This window comes from Pseudoalteromonas sp. J2K-J979, from assembly GCF_058169715.2.
In genome coordinates this window covers 1,079,741-1,097,695 of sequence record NZ_CM200281.1, presented here as the reverse complement: position 1 = coordinate 1,097,695, position 17,955 = coordinate 1,079,741, and the positions used below count along the sequence as shown (strand labels likewise).

The following is a 17,955-nucleotide window of genomic DNA, read 5'->3' as shown; positions in this document are numbered from 1 at the left end:
TTTGATTGATTACTAAGTTAAAATAAGGCATTTTTATCATTACGACTAACTGATAATTTTGATATGACCCATTCGATTTTCGAATAGGTTAAAGGATAGTATGGACCTTGAAGCCCTACGCAGCTTACTCGCATTTGTCGAAACGGGCAGCTTTACTCGCGCAGCACTGCAAGTGCATCGCAGCCAATCGGCAGTCAGTATGCAAATGAAAAAACTCGAGGCTGATGTTGGCCAACGCTTATTTGAAAAACAAGGTCGAGACTTATTGTTAACACCTGCGGGTTTAGCACTCACGCGCCAAGCGCATGCTTTAGTGCAATTACACGATCAAACTTTAAAGCAGCTAAAAAGCAATCTACATAATACAGTGTTGCGCTTAGGCTGCCCTGACGACTATGCACACACGATTTTACCTAAACTGGTCGGTTTATTGCGCCAACATATTCAACCTCTTGATCTTCAAATAAGCTGCGCTTCAAGCACAGTGGTCCGCCACCAGCTTGATTGCGGCCAACTCGATGCGGCAGTGCTAACTCGCTCACCCGACTCAGAAGAAGGGTACTTTTTACAAAGCAGTCAAGGAAAGTGGTTTAAACAGGCTAATTTTGCAATAGATCATCAACAACCAATCCCGATTGCTGTGTTTCAACGAGACTGTAAATTTCACCAAACGGCCATTGAAGGACTAATAAAGCTTCATCAACCTTTTGAACTTATCGCTCATTGTGGTAGTGCAGTTGTTTTGAATGGGCTCATCGCACAAGGATTAGCTATTGGTGCCATGGCCGAAATCAGCAACATGCAAAACCTTATAGAAGTGTCTGCACCATATTTACCTATGTTGCCAGAAATCACTATCGTATTGGCAACCAATCAGTTTTCACATAACCCAATGACAGCTCAATTAGCCCAGCAACTCAGTCGCGCCTTCCAAGCCATTCAATAATTAGTATAAAAAAAGCGTTCAATGAACGCTTTTTTTCAACGTGATAAGTTAGCCTATCGAACCTGGGATCGGCCCATGGGCCAGTTTGACATGTGGGTTTTGCCCACGTTGACGCAGCAAATGATCCATTAAGGTAATAGCTAACATCGCTTCAGCAATAGGAATAGCACGGATACCCACACACGGATCATGACGCCCTTTAGTTATCATTTCTACTGACTCGTTGTGAGTGTTAATACTGTTGCCAGTAATCGTAATGCTCGAAGTCGGTTTCAGCGCTATAGATGCAATAATATCTTGGCCTGTCGAAATACCCGCTAACGTCCCGCCAGCATGATTTGATGTAAAACCTTGCGGGGTTAATTCATCACGGTGCTCTGAACCTTTTTGCTCAACCACCGCAAAACCATCACCAATTTCAACCCCCTTAACCGCATTAATGCTCATCAGTGAATGGGCTATTTCAGCATCAAGACGATCAAACACCGGCTCACCGAGCCCAACTGGCACGCCTGTGGCCACCACCATGACTTTTGCACCAATTGAGTCACCAGACTTTTTAAGATCTCGCATGTATTCATCAAGGGCATCAAGCTTGCTCGGGTCGGGAAAAAAGAATAAATTATTCTCAACTTCTGACCAATTGAATGTCTCAGCTTTGATTGGGCCTAGTTGACTTAAACACGCTTTGATTTCAACACCATGAAACTGCTTTAAATACTTTTTCGCAATCGCGCCTGCCGCAACTCGAATCGCCGTTTCACGCGCAGATGAGCGGCCACCACCGCGGTAATCTCGGATCCCATATTTGTGCCAATAACTATAATCTCCGTGGCCAGGACGAAACACATCTTTAATTTTGCCGTAATCTTGTGAACGTTGGTCGGTATTTTCTATCAACAAACCAATGCTAGTGCCTGTCGTTTTACCTTCGAATACTCCCGATAACAGCTTAATTTGATCGGCTTCACGGCGCTGCGTGGTATAACGACTTTGCCCAGGTTTACGGCGGTCGAGATCGACCTGTAAATCTGCTTCAGTTATCTCAAGACCTGCAGGACACCCATCTACTACCCCGCCTAAAGCCACCCCGTGACTTTCACCGAAGGTGCTGACGCGAAACAGCTGCCCTATACTATTACCTGCCATTTTTACCTCATTCCAAAAAATGTCATTACTAGAAACCCACTTGTTAGATGCAAGGGGACGAAAATTATTTCTCTACCTACGTCGATTAATCTTCAATGCTGCGAACCAGCGCTTGCTTAGAAATAACAAAAACGCCTAAGCCGCCTTTATCAAAATCAATCCACTCAAATTCTGCATTGGGATACAACTCTTCCATGTGTACCATAGAATTCCCAACTTCAACAAATAACAATCCGTTATCTGTTAGATGTTCAGCGGCACCCGCTAAAATTTTGCGCGTCACGTCTAAGCCATCAAACCCCGATGCCAATCCAAGTTCTGGTTCATGATGAAACTCATTGGGTAAATCAGCCATATCTTCGGCATCAACATATGGAGGGTTAGCAATAATTAAATCGTACTTTTGCCCTTCAACCCCACTAAACACGTCAGATTGGATTGGGAAAACCCGATCTTCAAGCTGGTAATCGCTAATATTGATATCAGCCACATCTAGTGCATCAGTTGAAATATCAACAGCATCGACTTGCGCTTCATCGAATTTTTCAGCCAATGCAATGGCGATACATGCAGAGCCGGTACACATATCCAAAATGCGGTGCACTGTTTGCTCTTCTGCTAGCCAAGGTGAAAAGCGTTTTTCAATTAACTCAGCAAAAGGCGAACGAGGAATTAACACTCGCTCATCAACATAGAAAGGGGAACCTGCAAACCAGGCTTGATTAGTCAAATAAGCCACCGGTGTGCGGTTATTGACACGCTCGGCAATCACTTCGGCTAACATCATTTTTTCTGAACGCGTTAAGCGAGTAAGCACTAACTCTTTTGGCGTATCAATAGGTAAAGATAACGTAGGTAAAATTAAGCTGACCGCTTCATCCCAAGCATTGTCAGTGCCATGACCAAAAAACAATCCAGCTGCAGAAAACTGGCTTGCACTCCAACGAAGCCAGTCATTGATAGTTTCAAGATCGCTAATCGCTTCTTCAAATTGATGGGCGGCAATATATTGTTCTGTCATGGTAAATACACTTTAAATAACTATGAATTAAGCGCCTATTGTAGCGCCAAAAAGCAATCGCGAGGTACTCATTCACCTCGATTTTTTAATTTTTTTTGTTTACACTGCGCGCTATGAAAAAACCCACCCCACTCAACGATGATGATTTAGCACTATTTCGCCAAGAGATAGGCCAAACCCGCGCCTTTGTTCAGGACAAAGCACATTTTTCGCGCCCACAGAAAAAAAAGGCCATAACTCGTCATTCAGAACAAACCAAACTTGAGCAAGCTGAGTTTTTCTTTTCAGATGAATACGAGCCCGATATCGATGGGCAAAAAGTACTGTCTTACGTCAAAGCTGGCCATAACAGCTTTTTGGCTAAACAATTACGCCGTGGTGAATATACACCAGAGCTGATTTTAGATTTACATGGGTTAAATAAAGAAGACAGTAAAGCAGAATTAATCGCGTTAATTAACGCGTGTAAAAAACAACATGTTCAATGTGCCAGCATTATGCATGGTATTGGTGAGCGTGTGCTTAAAAATAAGATCCCCCACTATTTGGTCCAGCACCCTGATGTGATTGCAATGCACCAAGCACCATTAGAATGGGGCGGAAAAAGTGCCATTTTGATCTTAGTTGATTTACATCTTCCCCACGATCCGAAATATTAAAAGTATTTGACCTAATCACGTTCAACAAATAAACAAAAAAAACCACCTACTAAGAGGTGGTTTTTTACATCTAAAAGCTTATTTTGCGTCTAGGTACGTAATGTCACCTAGATTCAGTGACTCTATTTCCGCTTTTATTTTCGCGACATCACCGACAATCACCCAAGTAAGCTGCTCATCATTGATTAACTCTTTCGCCTGTTGTTGCACACGCGTCAATTCTATTTGCTGTACTTTACCAGCATATTGCTCAAGATACTTTTCATCTCGACCTTTGTCATAAGCATCAGATAACGCACTCAGTAGAGACCATTTTTTCTCATAACTGCCAGGAATTTTAGCCACTTTATTACTGACGACTTTTGCTAACTCTTCGGCTGTAGCTGGCGATTGGCCCGTGTAACCCTTGAGCTCTTTTAAAATTTCAGAGATTGACTCTTTCGTTTTATCTGTTTGTACAGGCGCATAAACAAAGAACGGTGATTGACCTTCAGAATTAAACATTGCAGAGCGAGCGCCATATGACCAACCCTTATCTTCACGCAAATTCATATTTAAGCGTGAAGTAAAACTCCCACCAATAATGGTATTCATAAGGTTTAAGCTGATATCTTGATCGGCACCTAATTCATTGCGTGCCGGCCCTAATAATCCAGCAACAATCAATGATTGAGGCGACTCAGGTTTATCAAGCACAAATACGCGTGGTTTGCTTGGTAAAGCTACTTTTGCTAATTGTTTTTTAGGCTTGACGGATTTTGGTGTTTTCCAAGTACTTAACGCTGCGTTTAGCGTCTGAGTCAATTCGTCCATTGTGATATCACCGACAACCACTAAACGTGCGTTATCTGGGCGTAACCACTTCGCAGTATGAGCCACTAAATCATCACGAGTGAAACTCTTCACTGTTTGCTCAGTACCAGAGCCTGTTAGTGGCTGACTATAAGCATGATTATCACCGTATAACAATGGAGGTAATATACGTAATGCATTACTCATTGGGCGGGCTTTTTCTTTGTTGATACCATCTAATGCAAGGCTACGCACACGCTCAATATCACTGTCGTTAAACGCAGGGTTTAGTAAGACATCAGAAAATAGCTCAGCACTGCGCTGCCAGTTCACTTTCATCGCTGATAAGCTCAGATTTGAGCTATCTAAATTTGCGCTCGCAAAAATACCGGCGCCGATTGTCTCAAGTTCTGCTGCAAGTTCTAAGCTCGACAACGAAGTCGTGCCTTCTTTTAGCATACCCATCGTAAAATCGGCCAAGCCGGCTTTATCGCCAGGCGTCGCGGTGTAACCTGCATCAAAACTCAATTGCATGTTAACTGTTGGTGTATCTGTACGACGCGCTAACACCACTTCTAGGCCATTGCTTAGCGTGGCTTTTTCGACTTCAGGCAGCACCAGTTTTGGTAAAGTGGTCACTTCTGGTACAGCTGAACGATCAGCGCTGACGTCACTGTGGCTGAGCGTTTCAAATGGTGTAATTGTCAGTACAAAATCACCATCGGTTAACCAACGCTCACCTGCTGCTTTCACGTCTTCAGGACGTGCAGCATTTTGAATGCTTTGTTGCTTTTTATAAAAAACAGGATCATTGTGATACACCATACCTGACGCTAATACGTCTGATTTACCACCAAAGCCACCCACTCCTTCAACACTTTTCACCCAACTGGCTGCGTTTGAAAACTTGATACGGTTTAATTCTTCAACAGTCGGGCCATCGGCAATTAAGCGCGCGAGCTCTTCATCAATGATGGCTTCGATATCAGCCATATCTTGGCCATTGAGCGCATCGGCACCAATTAAAATTTGCCCAGCCATTACACGCGCATAGTTAAATGCAAACACGCTAGATGCTTTTTGCTCTTGATAAACGAGGCGCTGGTAGAGGCGACTGTTTTTACCACCCGCTAGCACATCAGCAAATAACGAGAGATACTCACCATCTTTTGAACCCAACTCTGCGGTATTCCATACTTTAATTAAACGTGGATTAGGTACGCGATCTTGCATCGACATACGCTTAGTGCCTGTACGTTTGGCTATCCAAGTATCCGTTTGCGCGACTGGTTTACCCGGTTTAATATCACCAAAATATTGGTTTGCCTTCGCTTCAGCGGTTTCAAGGTCGATATCCCCTGCCATCACTAACACAGCATTATTTGGGCCATAATAATCTTTAAACCATTGATGAACATCATCTAAAGACGCTGCATTCAAATCTTCCATCGATCCAATTACAGACCAAGAATACGGGTGGCCTTGTGGGAACGTATTTTCCGATACCGCGCCCCACATTTTACCGTAAGGTTGCGACTCACCTTGACGTTTTTCGTTTTGAACTACGCCACGCTGTTCATCTAATTTTTCTTGAGTAATTGCACCTAATAAATGGCCCATGCGATCTGATTCCATCCATAGAGCCATGTCTAAGGCTGAAGTGGGCACATTTTGGAAATAATTAGTCCGATCACTGTTGGTCGTACCATTTTGCTCTGTCGCTCCGGCACGTTCAAATGGGCCAAAATACTCATCATCGTAGTTTTCACTGCCATTGAACATTAAGTGTTCAAATAAGTGAGCGAACCCCGTTTTACCGAGCTTTTCATGCTTTGACCCTACTTTGTACCAAACGTTTACAGCAACAATGGGGGCTTTTTTATCGGTATGAACCACCACTGTCAAACCGTTATCTAATTTAAAACTCTCGTAATTGATATCAACGCTAGGAATTGCGACACCGGCGGTTTGAGAAGTAGGTGTTGAAGGAGAATTGGTTGAATTACACCCGACAAGTGCCAGAGATACAGCGACCGCAATGGCGCTAAGCATATTTTTTTTCATTATTGTCCCTTAAAAAGTGTTTAATCGTTTGAATACTTTCAAGGGATATAAAATAGTAATTTGGTATTAATTTCAACGCTTTTAAAGGAAAGATTGTAAACAATCGTACAATTAAGGCATCGCATGAGCCAATCTCTAATCGATTATATGAGACTTTCTTTAGGTGAGCTAATACCCACTAATGAACCCGTTAAACGACTTTCATCTAAATGGATTTCAGCAATGGCCGCAGTATTAAAGATTGGCATTTTGCCCGCACAAAGCTGATCAACCAAATAACTAACCAAGGGCATATGTGAAACCACTAACCAAGTTTTACATTCAGGGTGCATTTGCACTAAGGTCAATAAATAATCTGCCGCAAATTGAGCACACGACTCAGGGGTAAAATCTGCACAGGTTTCTTCATATTTAATGGCGGTGTGTCTGCGCTTTATTTGCTCTGCTGTTTGTTGGGCTCGTAGGTAAGGGCTGACGACTAATGCATCGATAGATGGTGTCCACAAACTTAATTTTGCGGCCATTTCATCGGCTTCGTTGAATCCATTCTCGGTTAAGCTACGATTAAAATCATCGGCTTTCATTGCTTCAGCTTCACCATGACGCATAATAAAAATTTTATACATTGCAGTCTTAACCATTTAAGAACAAAAAGATTTCGGTAACACTATAGCTATTATTAGTACAACTCAGCTATATTTATATTCACCTTTTAATTTTGACATTCAGGCAAGCTTGTTTTTGAATTAAGTTGTCTTGTTTCCTGAACCTACATCTTGCCTCACACTATGTTGAGTCATCACTAGGAGCAGCACTTGAATATCAGTCGCAATGATAACAGAACTTACCATCCACTAACACTGGACAATGGTCTAAAAGTTTTGCTGATCCAAGACATACACAGTGAAAAAGCCGCAGCCTCACTCACGGTTAATGCCGGTCATTTTGATGATCCATCTCATCGACAAGGCCTTGCTCACTTTCTTGAACACATGCTTTTTTTAGGCACTGACCGTCACCCAGAACCAGGGACATTATCTCAGTTTACCAGTCAACATGGTGGCAGTTGTAATGCTTGGACAGGAACTGAACATTCCAGCTATTTTTTCGAAATCGATCAGCCATTTTTTTACCAAGCTCTTGAGATTTTTAGTCGGTTTTTTATTGCCCCACTTATCACTGAGCAAGGAACGAGCAAAGAACGCAGTGCAATCGATGCCGAGTTCAAATTAAAACTTAAAGACGATAGCCGTCGTATTTATCAGGTTCATAAAGAAACAGCCAATCCGGCCCACCCTTTTGCAAAATTTTCTGTCGGTAACAAAGAAACATTGAGTGATGCTGACAAATCGATTTGCCATGAAATCCGTGCTTTTTTCGAGCAGCATTATCGAGCTGGATATATGACCTTAGCCATTTGTAGCCCAATAGATATCGCAGAACAAGCCGTGTGGGTACGCAACTTATTTGCTGGCATCGCACCTGCCGTTAACGCAAAGCCTGCGATCTCAGCGCCCCTATATTTACCTGAGCATTTGGCTAAGTTTATCGTCATCGAGCCCCATAAAGACATGCAAAAGCTGATAATCAGTTTTGCGATGCCCAATATCGATGAGTTTTACCGAAATAAATCGGTGAGCTTTTTAGCGCATATCCTCGGTTATGAAGGTAAGGGCTCTTTGTATAGCGTACTCAAACAACGCGGTTGGATAAACGGGCTCTCTGCTGGGGGCGGAATTAATGGTAGTAATTTTAAAGACTTCAATTTCAGCATTAATCTCACTGACGAAGGGACCAGCCATTATTTAGATATCGTTGAGAGTGTATTTGCCTTTATCAGATTGTTACACGATCCTGACACTGATTTCTCACTTTTGTATCAAGACAAAAAAACATTACTCGACATTGCTTTTGATAATCAAGAAAAGTCTCGATTACTCGATTGGATTAGTGGCTTAAGTGCAAACATGCACCATTACCCAGAAATGGAATACATTAGTGGTGATTTTTTAATGGAAGGCTTTAACCACGATCACTGGAAAAGTTTACTCTACTGGCTTAACCCGCAGAATATGCGCGTTGTTTTAATCGATCCCAATGTTAAAACCAATAAAACGACAGCCTGGTACCACACCCCTTATGCGATTGAAAATCTTGATGCGGTGTGGCTTAAACAACTCAGCACCATTACTCATGCACACCCAGAGATGGCGTTACCCGCCATTAATCCCTATTTATCTAACACAGTCGCATTACATGACTTAGAACCCAGCCCTACATTACCCATTAAAATCCATGACGAAACAGGATTTGAGTTTTGGTTTAAACAAGATCACACGTACCGAGTCGCTAAAGGACACTTTTATTTAGCGATAGACTCTGAATTAGCAGTCACAGACATTCATCATATGGCCATGACTCGTCTGCTCGCTGATTTATTCATGGATAAGGTAGCTGAAGAGTTTTACCCTGCAGAACTCGCAGGGCTTAGCTATCAATTAACAACACACCAAGGCGGGCTCACCCTTCATACTTCTGGTCTTTCGGCTAACCAGTATGACTTAGTGGATAAACTGTTGGTTCACTTGTATCAGTGTGAGTTTAGCCCGTTACGCTTTGCTGAATATAAAAAACAGTTATGCCGCCATTGGATTAGTGGTAACCACAATAAACCAGTGAGCCAATTATTCAGCCAGTTAAGCTCAACACTCTTACCTTGGAACCCCACACCCGAAGCCTTAGCTGAAACACTCACGACTTGTAGTTTTGCTCAATTTGAAACTTTCTGCCAAAAACTATTCAATAAAATTCATATTCAAGCTTTGCTCCACGGTAATTGGCAACGAAAAGATGCTCAACGTTTTGTGTCACTGCTACAAACACGCACGCAATCCAGCCAAGCCATGCCAGATCTAACCCGACCACTGGTTGAGGTAAGCGAAGCAAAAATATGTCACCACCCACTTCAACATGCCGATCATGCTTTAGTGGTCTACTTTCAAGCTCACAGCGATGATGTTGATGAAAAAGTATCTTTGATGTGCTTAAACCACATAATAAGCCAAGATTATTTTCAGTATATGCGCACTGATAAACAGTTAGGATATTTAGTCGGAACAGGGTATGCCCCCCTTAATAGTCGTGCTGGTATTGCTTTATATGTGCAATCGCCGACAAGTTGTAGCAACGAGTTACTTCGTCATCACGAGCAATTTACGCAGCAGTATCATCAACGTATTCGTTCCCTGTGTGATCAAGATTGGCACCAGATAAAAATGGGATTGATGACTCAAATAATGGAAAAAGACAAAAATTTGCGGGTGCGCTCACAACGATATTGGCTGAGTTTGAACAACCAAGATTTAAAATTTACTATGCAAGCCAGATTAAAAGCCAGCTTAAGTCACTTAACAAAAAATACCTTAGCTGATTTTTGCCAGCAACTGTTTGCCGACAATAGCGTCAAAACGGTGCTATTATCATCACAAAATGAAAAAGTTAGCCAAACAGATACAAAGCTGTCAAAGTCTCTTTGACAGCTAATCTCATTTGCATTAGTGTAACTGGGCTGAAGTTAACATTTTGTAAAGTATATGCAGTCAAATACAAAAAATGCTGTTGTTATAGCCTCTGGATTACTAAGTTTTTTCACCCCTTCATCTGCCCTCGCTCATGAAGTACTATTCAGTGACTCTGTCTATTTTTTACCTTTATCCTTAATTGCATTACTTTTGCCCTTTTCACTGTTTGTTATTTTTAAGCTAATACGTTCTCAGCGTAAATTACGGATCTCAGAAGACCGATTAAAAAGTAGCTTTTTAGGCAGTGGCGATACGTTATGGGACTGGAATATTGTCAGTGGCGAGTTAACCCGAATGAATGACGGTCAATTTATCGAACAAGATAAAAATGCCACCACGCCACCAAATAGAAAAAACATCCATCCCAGTGACTTACCTCGTGTTGAACTCTTACTCAAACAACATTTTTCAGGCCATACAGCATTTTTTGAAGCCAGTTATCGGACAAAAGATAATTTAGGCCGTTGGCGCTGGGTATTAGACCGTGGCAAGGTAATCGAAACGGACTCGAATTTAAAACCGACCCGCATGACGGGGACAGTCAAAGACATCAGCCGAATCAAAACAACTGAAGAGCGCCTCAATTTATTCGCCAAATGTGTGGAAAACTTAAGTGACGCCATTGCTATCTGCGATCGCAACTTTAAAGTAATTGATGTAAACCCAAGTTTCGTTACTTTTTTTGGTAAAAAAAGAGAGCAGTACATCAATACTCCTTTCAGCTTGCACGGATATAAGCCAGCCTATATCGAAAAACTCAAAACTCTATTAATTGAAAAAGGCCATTGGCAAGAGGAATTGAAATTACCTGGTGCAAATAACCAATTATTACCTATCGATTTATCGATAGATGTAGTAAAGAATAATAATGGGCAAGTTACCCATTTTGTCGTTTTGTATTCTGATATTAGCGAGCGCAAGCAAGCAGAATCTGAATTACAGCGTCTCTCAAATCGTGACCGCTTAACTGGGCTACCGAATCGAAATCAGTTTTTCACCAACCTCAAGAAGCTCGCGACACAAAAGTCACACCATGCACTTCTGGTGTTTGACTTAGATAACTTCAAAAAAATTAACGACTCGCTTGGCCACCAATTAGGGGATATGCTGCTGTGCCGCTTGGCTAACCGTTTAACAAAATTAACACGTCAACAAGATAGCTTTTATCGTTTGGGTGGGGATGAGTTTGCGTTGGTCATGGTGGGTACGAATGATATTCACAAAATTACCACCACTGCTAAAGAGTTTTTACAAGAAATCACCAACCCATTCCATATGTCAGGCCATGAGTTAGTCATTACTTCTAGTGTCGGCGTTGTATTATTTCCTGAAGATGGGAATACACCGGAAATTTTGCTAAAAAATGCAGATACAGCCATGTATCACGCGAAACAACAAGGCAATCGTTATTTATTCTTTAATGACACCATGAACCGTCAAGCTGTGAAACGTCTGCAAATAGAAAACTTGATGCGCTTTGGCTTAAAAGAAGATCATTTTTGTGTCTTTTATCAGCCAAAAATGAACACTGAAACAGGTGAACTGGTTGGAATGGAAGCATTAGTGCGCTTTATAACACCCAATAAAGGACTCATCAGCCCTGCACAGTTTATTCCTATTGCTGAGGAAACAGGGCAAATTATCGAAATTGGTGAAGTTGTTTTAGATAAAGCCTGTGCCGATGTAAAACGTTGGCTTAACTTAGGTTTATTTAGCGGACGCGTTGCCGTGAACTTATCGGCTAAGCAGTTCGCTTTACCTGATTTAACCGCACGGATTGATGCAATACTACAAAAACATGGCCTGCCTTCTTATTTTCTTGAGCTTGAGATTACAGAAGGGACTGTTATGGATGATCCAAAAGAAGCGATCTCAATAATGAAGTCGCTCAGTGCACGTGGTATTCATTTAGCAATTGATGATTTTGGTACTGGCTACTCATCATTAGCCTATTTAAAACAGTTTCCGCTCAATACTCTTAAAGTAGATAAAGCATTTGTCGATGATATGGCCACTGAGCGCGGGCGTAATATGGTTGACTCGATTGTTACAATTGCCCATAACTTGGACTTATCAGTAGTAGCCGAAGGGGTAGAATACGCAGAACAAATCGATATTCTCAGTGAATTAAATTGCGAGACCATCCAAGGGTATTACTATTCAAAACCGCTTTCAGCAGAGCATTTCGAAGAGTTTTTAGCAAAGCAACAAGGGCGTCAAACAAATAAGCTGACTTTAGTAAAAAGCTAAATTCCGTAGGCTATGCTCGAAAGAAACCACGTTTTTTACCCAATTGACGCATCCATGCACGACGATAATGCAAGTTAAACAAACACCAGGCAAAGGGCCCACACACCCCGCCTAATAAACTCCATCTTTTGGCTGGCATTCCTTTTTTAATCGCTAAAATATACAACCACAACGCACACACACCGCTTAAAACAAATATCATACCAGCCTACTTCAATTAAATTGCAATCATGACCCTGTCATGGGCGGCGTATTATAAACAAAAAAGGCTAAAAAACACACTCGCGTGTATTTTTTAGCCTAATGCTAGAATTTAAATAAATTTTCTTTATAACATATTAATAATAAAGTGCTTTATTTTCAGCCATGGTAACTAACGCTTCTGCAGGGGTAAACGCCGAGTTATTCTCTGCAAAAGTAGCTAAACGTGACGCAAGCTGCGCAGCACCCAGTTTATCCATGTAGCTAAATGGTCCACCTAAAAATGGCGGAAAGCCGATACCAAAAATAGCACCGATATCACCATCTCTGGCACTCGCAATAATGCCTTCATCTAAACAACGTGCCGCTTCATTGAGCATTTGGCTCACACAACGTTCAGCTATTTCTTCCTTATTGAGCTTTGGAGAAACCGTAATATCGAGTAAATCATAAATCGACTCATCCACTTTCTTATCTTTACTGCCATAAAGATAGAAACCTTTACCTGTTTTGCGGCCTAAACGCTTGGCTGAAATCAACTTGTTAAACGCATCAGGTGCTTTAAAACGCTCCCCAAGCTCATTTTCTAAAATAGGCGCGATTTTAGAGCCTATATCAATGCCGACTTCATCCAGAAGTGTTAATGGCCCAACCGGAAATCCAAATTCAACTAACGCTTGGTCAATTTTTTCGATAGGCTCCCCTGCTAACAATAGGTTCGCCGCTTCATTAACATAAGGAGCCAAAATACGATTCACATAAAAACCCGCTTTATCTTTCACGACAATCGGTGTTTTACCTTGCTTACGAGCAAAACTAACCACTTTAGCAATCACTTGCTCACTTGTTCCATCATGCGGAATAACCTCAACAAGTGGCATTTTTTCTACCGGAGAAAAATAATGTAGCCCGATGACGTTTTCAGGTCGTGCGGCTTTTTCTGCTATTTGATGGATTGGTAAAGATGAAGTATTACTTGCAAAAATAGTGTCTTCATTCGTATTTTCTTCAATATCAGCAACCATCGCTTGTTTAAGTGATAAATCTTCAAACACCGCTTCAATAGCTATTTGAGTATGTTTAAAACCACTATAATCAGTCACGCCCGTAATTCGGTTCATTTGCAGCTGTAATTCGGCTGAAGATAAAATACGGCGTTTTTGTTTTTTCGATAAGATCTTATAACTATAGTTGAGGGCTTTACTGATCCCATCAGATGCAACATCTTTGATCCTAACGCGGGCAGAAGCTTTACATGCACTGACATGAGCAATTCCTGCTCCCATTAAACCACCGCCTAAGACAGCAACATGGCTAATCGCTGACTTATCTTCAACTTGCCATTCTTTTTTCATTTCAGTGGTCGCAAAAAAGATACCACGAAGTGCTTTAGATTGAGAGCTCATACATAAATCAGCAAAACCATCAGCTTCTACTTGATAAGCACGCTGGCTATCCATTTCAACGCTGGCACGAATAGCTTTAATAATGGCGTAAGGAGCTGGATAATGGCCGCCTGTTTTCTTTGTGACATTTTCGGCCGCTTTTTTGAAAATGATATTACGACCAAACGGGTTTCCTTCAAGCAATTGACTTAAACGATCAAGTTTTGGCTTCACTGATTTAACTTTTGCTTTACTTGCTTGTTTAAGTGCAGTTGCTAACAAAATACTTTGTGGCACACATTGATTCACTAAGCCTGTTTTCAAAGCTTGCTTCGCGCGCACTTGTTTACCTGTTAATGTCCACTCTAGCGCTTTTTGTATCCCGACTAATTTGGGTAAACGCTGAGTACCACCACCACCAGGTAACAAACCAAGTTGTACTTCAGGTAAGCCTAATTTAGTAATGTCTGCATCAGAACACACGCGATAATCACAGGCTAAAGCAAATTCAAGCCCCCCGCCAAGTGTGGCACCATGTAGCGCGGCAACTGTAGTAAAAGGCATGTTAGCCATCTGAGCAAAAACATCGTGACATGTTTTTGACAAATACAACGCATCATCGCGAGTTTGCGCAGAATCGAGCATTTTAATATCTGCGCCGGCAATAAAGTTATCCGTTTTACCACTAATAAACACTAAGCCTTTAACTCGTTCTGAGGTTGCCTGTTGCAGTACATCATTGAGCTCATCGACAAAACTGGCTCGTAATGTATTCATTTTTTCGCCTGGTACGTCAATGGTTACCACTGCGATATCATTATCTTTTAGTTCAAAATTAAATACTGAATCCGTCATTATTCTGCCTCCAAAACAAATGCTGCGCCTAGCCCGCCCGCCGCACAGGCTGTCGTTAACGCCAAGCCACCACCACGACGTTTAAGCTCATTCAAGCTCTGAGTAATTAAACGCGCACCAGTTGCTGCAAATGGGTGTCCATACGCAAGTGAACCACCGTTTACGTTAAACTTAGCCATATCTATTGAGCCAATAGCTTTACTTAAACCTAATTGCTCTTTCGCAAACTTATCTGACTCAAACATCTTCATATTGGCCAACGTCTGAGCAGCAAAAGCCTCATGCATTTCAATTAAATCTAGATCTGCTAAAGTGATCCCTGCACGTCTAAGTGCAATGGGCGTTGAATGCGCGGGCCCCATTAGCATATCTTCATGCACACCAATCGCGCTAAATGCAAAGCTGCGTACATAACCCAAAATATCATAACCTAATGCTTTAGCTTTTGATTCACTCATCATTAACACTGCAGCGGCACCATCAGTCAGTGGCGTGGCATTAGCAGCCGTCACTGAGCCATGTTGGCGATCAAATACTGGGCGTAATTTCGCATAACCTTCAAGTGTCGAGTTATGGCGAATGTTATTATCTTGCTCTAAAAAGCCTTTATAAGGTGGAACATGAGCTGTCATCACCTCATCTTTAAAGTAACCATCAGCCCAAGCTTTACTTGCTAACGTGTGTGAGCGATGGGCTAAAGCATCTTGATCTGCACGGCTAATATTATGGGTTTTAGCCATTTGCTCGGCTGTTTGCCCCATAGAAAGCCCTGTTGAGTATTCGGCCACAGCAGGAGGAACAGGTAATAAGTCTTTGAGACGCAATTTTGAAAATATTTTAAGACGATCGCCTAAAGTTCGTGCTTTATTTAAATCAACAAGCGATCCCGCTAACTTTTTGCTCACTCCAATCGGTAAAACAGACGATGAATCCGCACCACCTGCAATCCCCACAGACACAGAGCCAGCAATAATCGATTCTGTTACATTAGCAATAGCCTGAAAACTCGTGGCACAAGCTCTTGATACCGAATACGCATCAATTCCAACTGGCATACCTGTACCAAGCACAATTTCACGTGCAATATTAGGGGCTTCAGGCATTTGCACCACTTGGCCAAACACAAGTTGATCAATTTCATTACGATCAAAATTCAAGCGTTCAAGCATTTCATTAACGACTAATTTCCCTAAATCCAACGCCGGAATATGGTGAAAGTTTGTCGCTTGTTTTGCGAAGGGTGTACGAAGACCACTAACAATGGCAATTCGGTCGCCTTGGGCTGTTTTTAGTTTTATTTGCTCAGACATAATTAATTCCTCTTGTTACAGGTCAGACCTGTTAATGTTGGTTTGATTCTAAACAACCCAGTTTTTTTTGCCAACCTTTGTTTTACCTAATTTTTATATTTAATCTGAAAAAAAGAGAGATTTCTAATTAACCAGCTAATTTACATACATATAAATGCTTTTTGATTAAATATGCTGACATTATTCTTAATAATTAATTGTCAGAATATTCCTCAGTGACAAATGATTACATTCATTCACGATTTTACGCTACTTCATCACACGCTATTCGGTAACAATTTCTTTAACTTAGTCATATCACAGGATAGCTTATGAACTTAAAACTGACGCAATATATTAAGCAGCAACTCGGCCGAGAGTGGAGCATGAAAAAAATTGAAACACTGACAGACGGCACCCTCAGTAAACGCACCGCCAATAATTGGTATAATGGAGACAAACGGCCCATCTTAGATTTAGTACTCGATGGTATTAAATATCAAGCCTTGCAACAGGCTAAAAGCCAAGCTGTTGAAGGCTACCAAACCTTAAATAAAACTGAAGAGAAACTAAAAGCCTAATTTACCAGCTTTTCGCGCTTAACAAGCAGCCAACAGGCTATTTAATCATGATAACTTTCCAAATCAATCGATAAAAAACGACATTGGATGTTGTTTTTCATTTAAAAAGCCCCCATTTATTTTTCGTTACAACTTGTTTTCAATAAAAATGAACCTTATATCTACAGCGTAGTCTCAATGGGACAAAATGCTCCTCATCATAAGAACAAAGGATTTATTTTCGTTATGGCAGTTAACGCATTTCAACAATTACAAACTTATCTTGATACACAAATTATCGGCCAACCCGCTCTGACTCAATCTCTGTTGTTAGCTATTTTGGCTGATGGCCATTTATTAGTCGAAGGGCCACCAGGTCTGGCAAAAACGCGCGCGGTCAACTCACTCGCCAAAGGCGTCGAAGGGTCATTCCAACGGGTACAGTTTACCCCCGACTTATTACCAGCTGACATTACAGGCACCGATATTTATCGCCAACAAACCAGTGAGTTTGTATTTGAAGCTGGGCCGCTGTTTCATAATTTAATTTTAGCCGACGAAATCAACCGAGCGCCCGCCAAAGTTCAATCTGCGTTACTTGAAGCGATGGCTGAGCGTCAAGTCACTGTAGGCAAAACCACTTACCCGCTCCCTGAGCTGTTTTTAGTGATGGCCACGCAAAACCCACTTGAGCAAGAAGGAACGTACCCGTTACCTGAAGCCCAATTAGACCGTTTTTTATTGCATTTAAATATTGATTACCCTGACGCACAAAGTGAGCTTGAAATTCTACGCTTAACGCGAGGCGAGGCACTTGCCGAAGAAGCGGTTTCTGCACCAGAGATTTCTCAAGAAATGTTATTTTCAGCTCGAAAAGAAGTGCTAAAAATGCATCTAGCCGAACCGCTTGAACAATACTTAGTGCAACTGATCATGGCCACACGTAATGCGGCGAAACTCGACCCGACCCTTGCCAGCTGGATTGAGTATGGTGCAAGCCCTCGTGCCACCATTGCATTGGATAAGTGTGCTCGTGCCCATGCATGGCTCAATGGCCGAGACTTTGTCGCACCTGACGATATTCAAGCCGTTTTCCTAAATGCATTACGTCATCGCATCATTTTAAGCTATGAAGCTCAAGCCGATGGGATTACGAAAGATCAAGCATTACAGCGTATATTAGAACTCGTTGCAGTACCATAA

Annotated in this window: 13 protein-coding genes; 6 read left to right on the top strand and 7 right to left on the bottom strand. The window is 41.7% G+C overall.

What is annotated here, in order from left to right:
* Nucleotides 1-100 precede the first annotated feature (100 nt).
* Nucleotides 101-946: a LysR family transcriptional regulator gene (locus AC3KVK_RS05185; RefSeq protein WP_490312585.1), complete on the top strand. Its 846-nt coding sequence runs from the start codon at nucleotides 101-103 to the stop codon at nucleotides 944-946.
* A 48-nt stretch (nucleotides 947-994) separates the two neighbouring features.
* Here AC3KVK_RS05185 and aroC read toward each other — a convergent pair whose 3' ends face one another.
* Together aroC and prmB are read right to left on the bottom strand one after the other, a co-directional pair.
* Nucleotides 995-2,095: a chorismate synthase gene (aroC, locus tag AC3KVK_RS05180; protein ID WP_490312586.1), complete on the bottom strand. Its 1,101-nt coding sequence runs from the start codon at nucleotides 2,093-2,095 to the stop codon at nucleotides 995-997.
* 85 nt (nucleotides 2,096-2,180) lie between these two features.
* Nucleotides 2,181-3,116 (bottom strand): 50S ribosomal protein L3 N(5)-glutamine methyltransferase, encoded by a 936-nt coding sequence (gene prmB / locus AC3KVK_RS05175; RefSeq protein WP_490312587.1) that lies wholly within the window; start codon nucleotides 3,114-3,116, stop codon nucleotides 2,181-2,183.
* 113 nt (nucleotides 3,117-3,229) lie between these two features.
* On the opposite strand from prmB, the gene smrB reads away from it, so the two are divergent.
* Nucleotides 3,230-3,775: an endonuclease SmrB gene (gene smrB / locus AC3KVK_RS05170; protein WP_490312588.1), complete on the top strand. Its 546-nt coding sequence runs from the start codon at nucleotides 3,230-3,232 to the stop codon at nucleotides 3,773-3,775.
* Nucleotides 3,776-3,853: 78 nt separating this feature from the next.
* Here the strand turns inward: smrB and AC3KVK_RS05165 are convergent, their stop codons facing one another.
* Nucleotides 3,854-6,631 carry a M16 family metallopeptidase gene (locus AC3KVK_RS05165; RefSeq protein ID WP_490312589.1) on the bottom strand — a complete coding sequence of 926 codons (2,778 nt, stop codon included), beginning with the start codon at nucleotides 6,629-6,631 and terminating at the stop codon, nucleotides 3,854-3,856.
* A 143-nt stretch (nucleotides 6,632-6,774) separates the two neighbouring features.
* Entirely contained in the window at nucleotides 6,775-7,257 is a 483-nt protein-coding gene (gene sixA / locus AC3KVK_RS05160) for a phosphohistidine phosphatase SixA (RefSeq protein ID WP_490312590.1), read from the bottom strand.
* Nucleotides 7,258-7,446: 189 nt separating this feature from the next.
* On the opposite strand from sixA, the gene AC3KVK_RS05155 reads away from it, so the two are divergent.
* On the top strand, nucleotides 7,447-10,167 hold the full coding sequence (locus tag AC3KVK_RS05155) for an insulinase family protein (RefSeq protein ID WP_490312591.1): 2,721 nt from the start codon (nucleotides 7,447-7,449) through the stop codon (nucleotides 10,165-10,167).
* A 57-nt stretch (nucleotides 10,168-10,224) separates the two neighbouring features.
* Nucleotides 10,225-12,462 (top strand): EAL domain-containing protein, encoded by a 2,238-nt coding sequence (locus AC3KVK_RS05150; protein WP_490312592.1) that lies wholly within the window; start codon nucleotides 10,225-10,227, stop codon nucleotides 12,460-12,462.
* 10 nt (nucleotides 12,463-12,472) lie between these two features.
* Here the strand turns inward: AC3KVK_RS05150 and AC3KVK_RS05145 are convergent, their stop codons facing one another.
* The 3 genes from AC3KVK_RS05145 to fadI form a co-directional block, all read right to left on the bottom strand.
* Nucleotides 12,473-12,664, bottom strand: coding sequence for a hypothetical protein (locus AC3KVK_RS05145; protein ID WP_490312593.1), 192 nt, complete (start codon nucleotides 12,662-12,664; stop codon nucleotides 12,473-12,475).
* A 136-nt stretch (nucleotides 12,665-12,800) separates the two neighbouring features.
* Nucleotides 12,801-14,903, bottom strand: coding sequence for a fatty acid oxidation complex subunit alpha FadJ (fadJ, locus tag AC3KVK_RS05140; protein WP_490312594.1), 2,103 nt, complete (start codon nucleotides 14,901-14,903; stop codon nucleotides 12,801-12,803).
* Nucleotides 14,903-16,213 (bottom strand): acetyl-CoA C-acyltransferase FadI, encoded by a 1,311-nt coding sequence (fadI, locus tag AC3KVK_RS05135; protein ID WP_490312595.1) that lies wholly within the window; start codon nucleotides 16,211-16,213, stop codon nucleotides 14,903-14,905. The genes fadJ and fadI overlap by 1 nt, the downstream gene beginning before the upstream one ends.
* A 311-nt stretch (nucleotides 16,214-16,524) precedes the next feature.
* Between fadI and AC3KVK_RS05130 the strand changes: the two genes are divergently transcribed.
* Both AC3KVK_RS05130 and AC3KVK_RS05125 read left to right on the top strand, forming a co-directional pair.
* Nucleotides 16,525-16,773 (top strand): hypothetical protein, encoded by a 249-nt coding sequence (locus AC3KVK_RS05130; RefSeq protein WP_490312596.1) that lies wholly within the window; start codon nucleotides 16,525-16,527, stop codon nucleotides 16,771-16,773.
* Nucleotides 16,774-16,998: 225 nt separating this feature from the next.
* The gene (locus AC3KVK_RS05125; protein WP_490312597.1) at nucleotides 16,999-17,955 is read left to right on the top strand and encodes an AAA family ATPase; all 957 of its coding nucleotides are present in this window, start codon (nucleotides 16,999-17,001) and stop codon (nucleotides 17,953-17,955) included.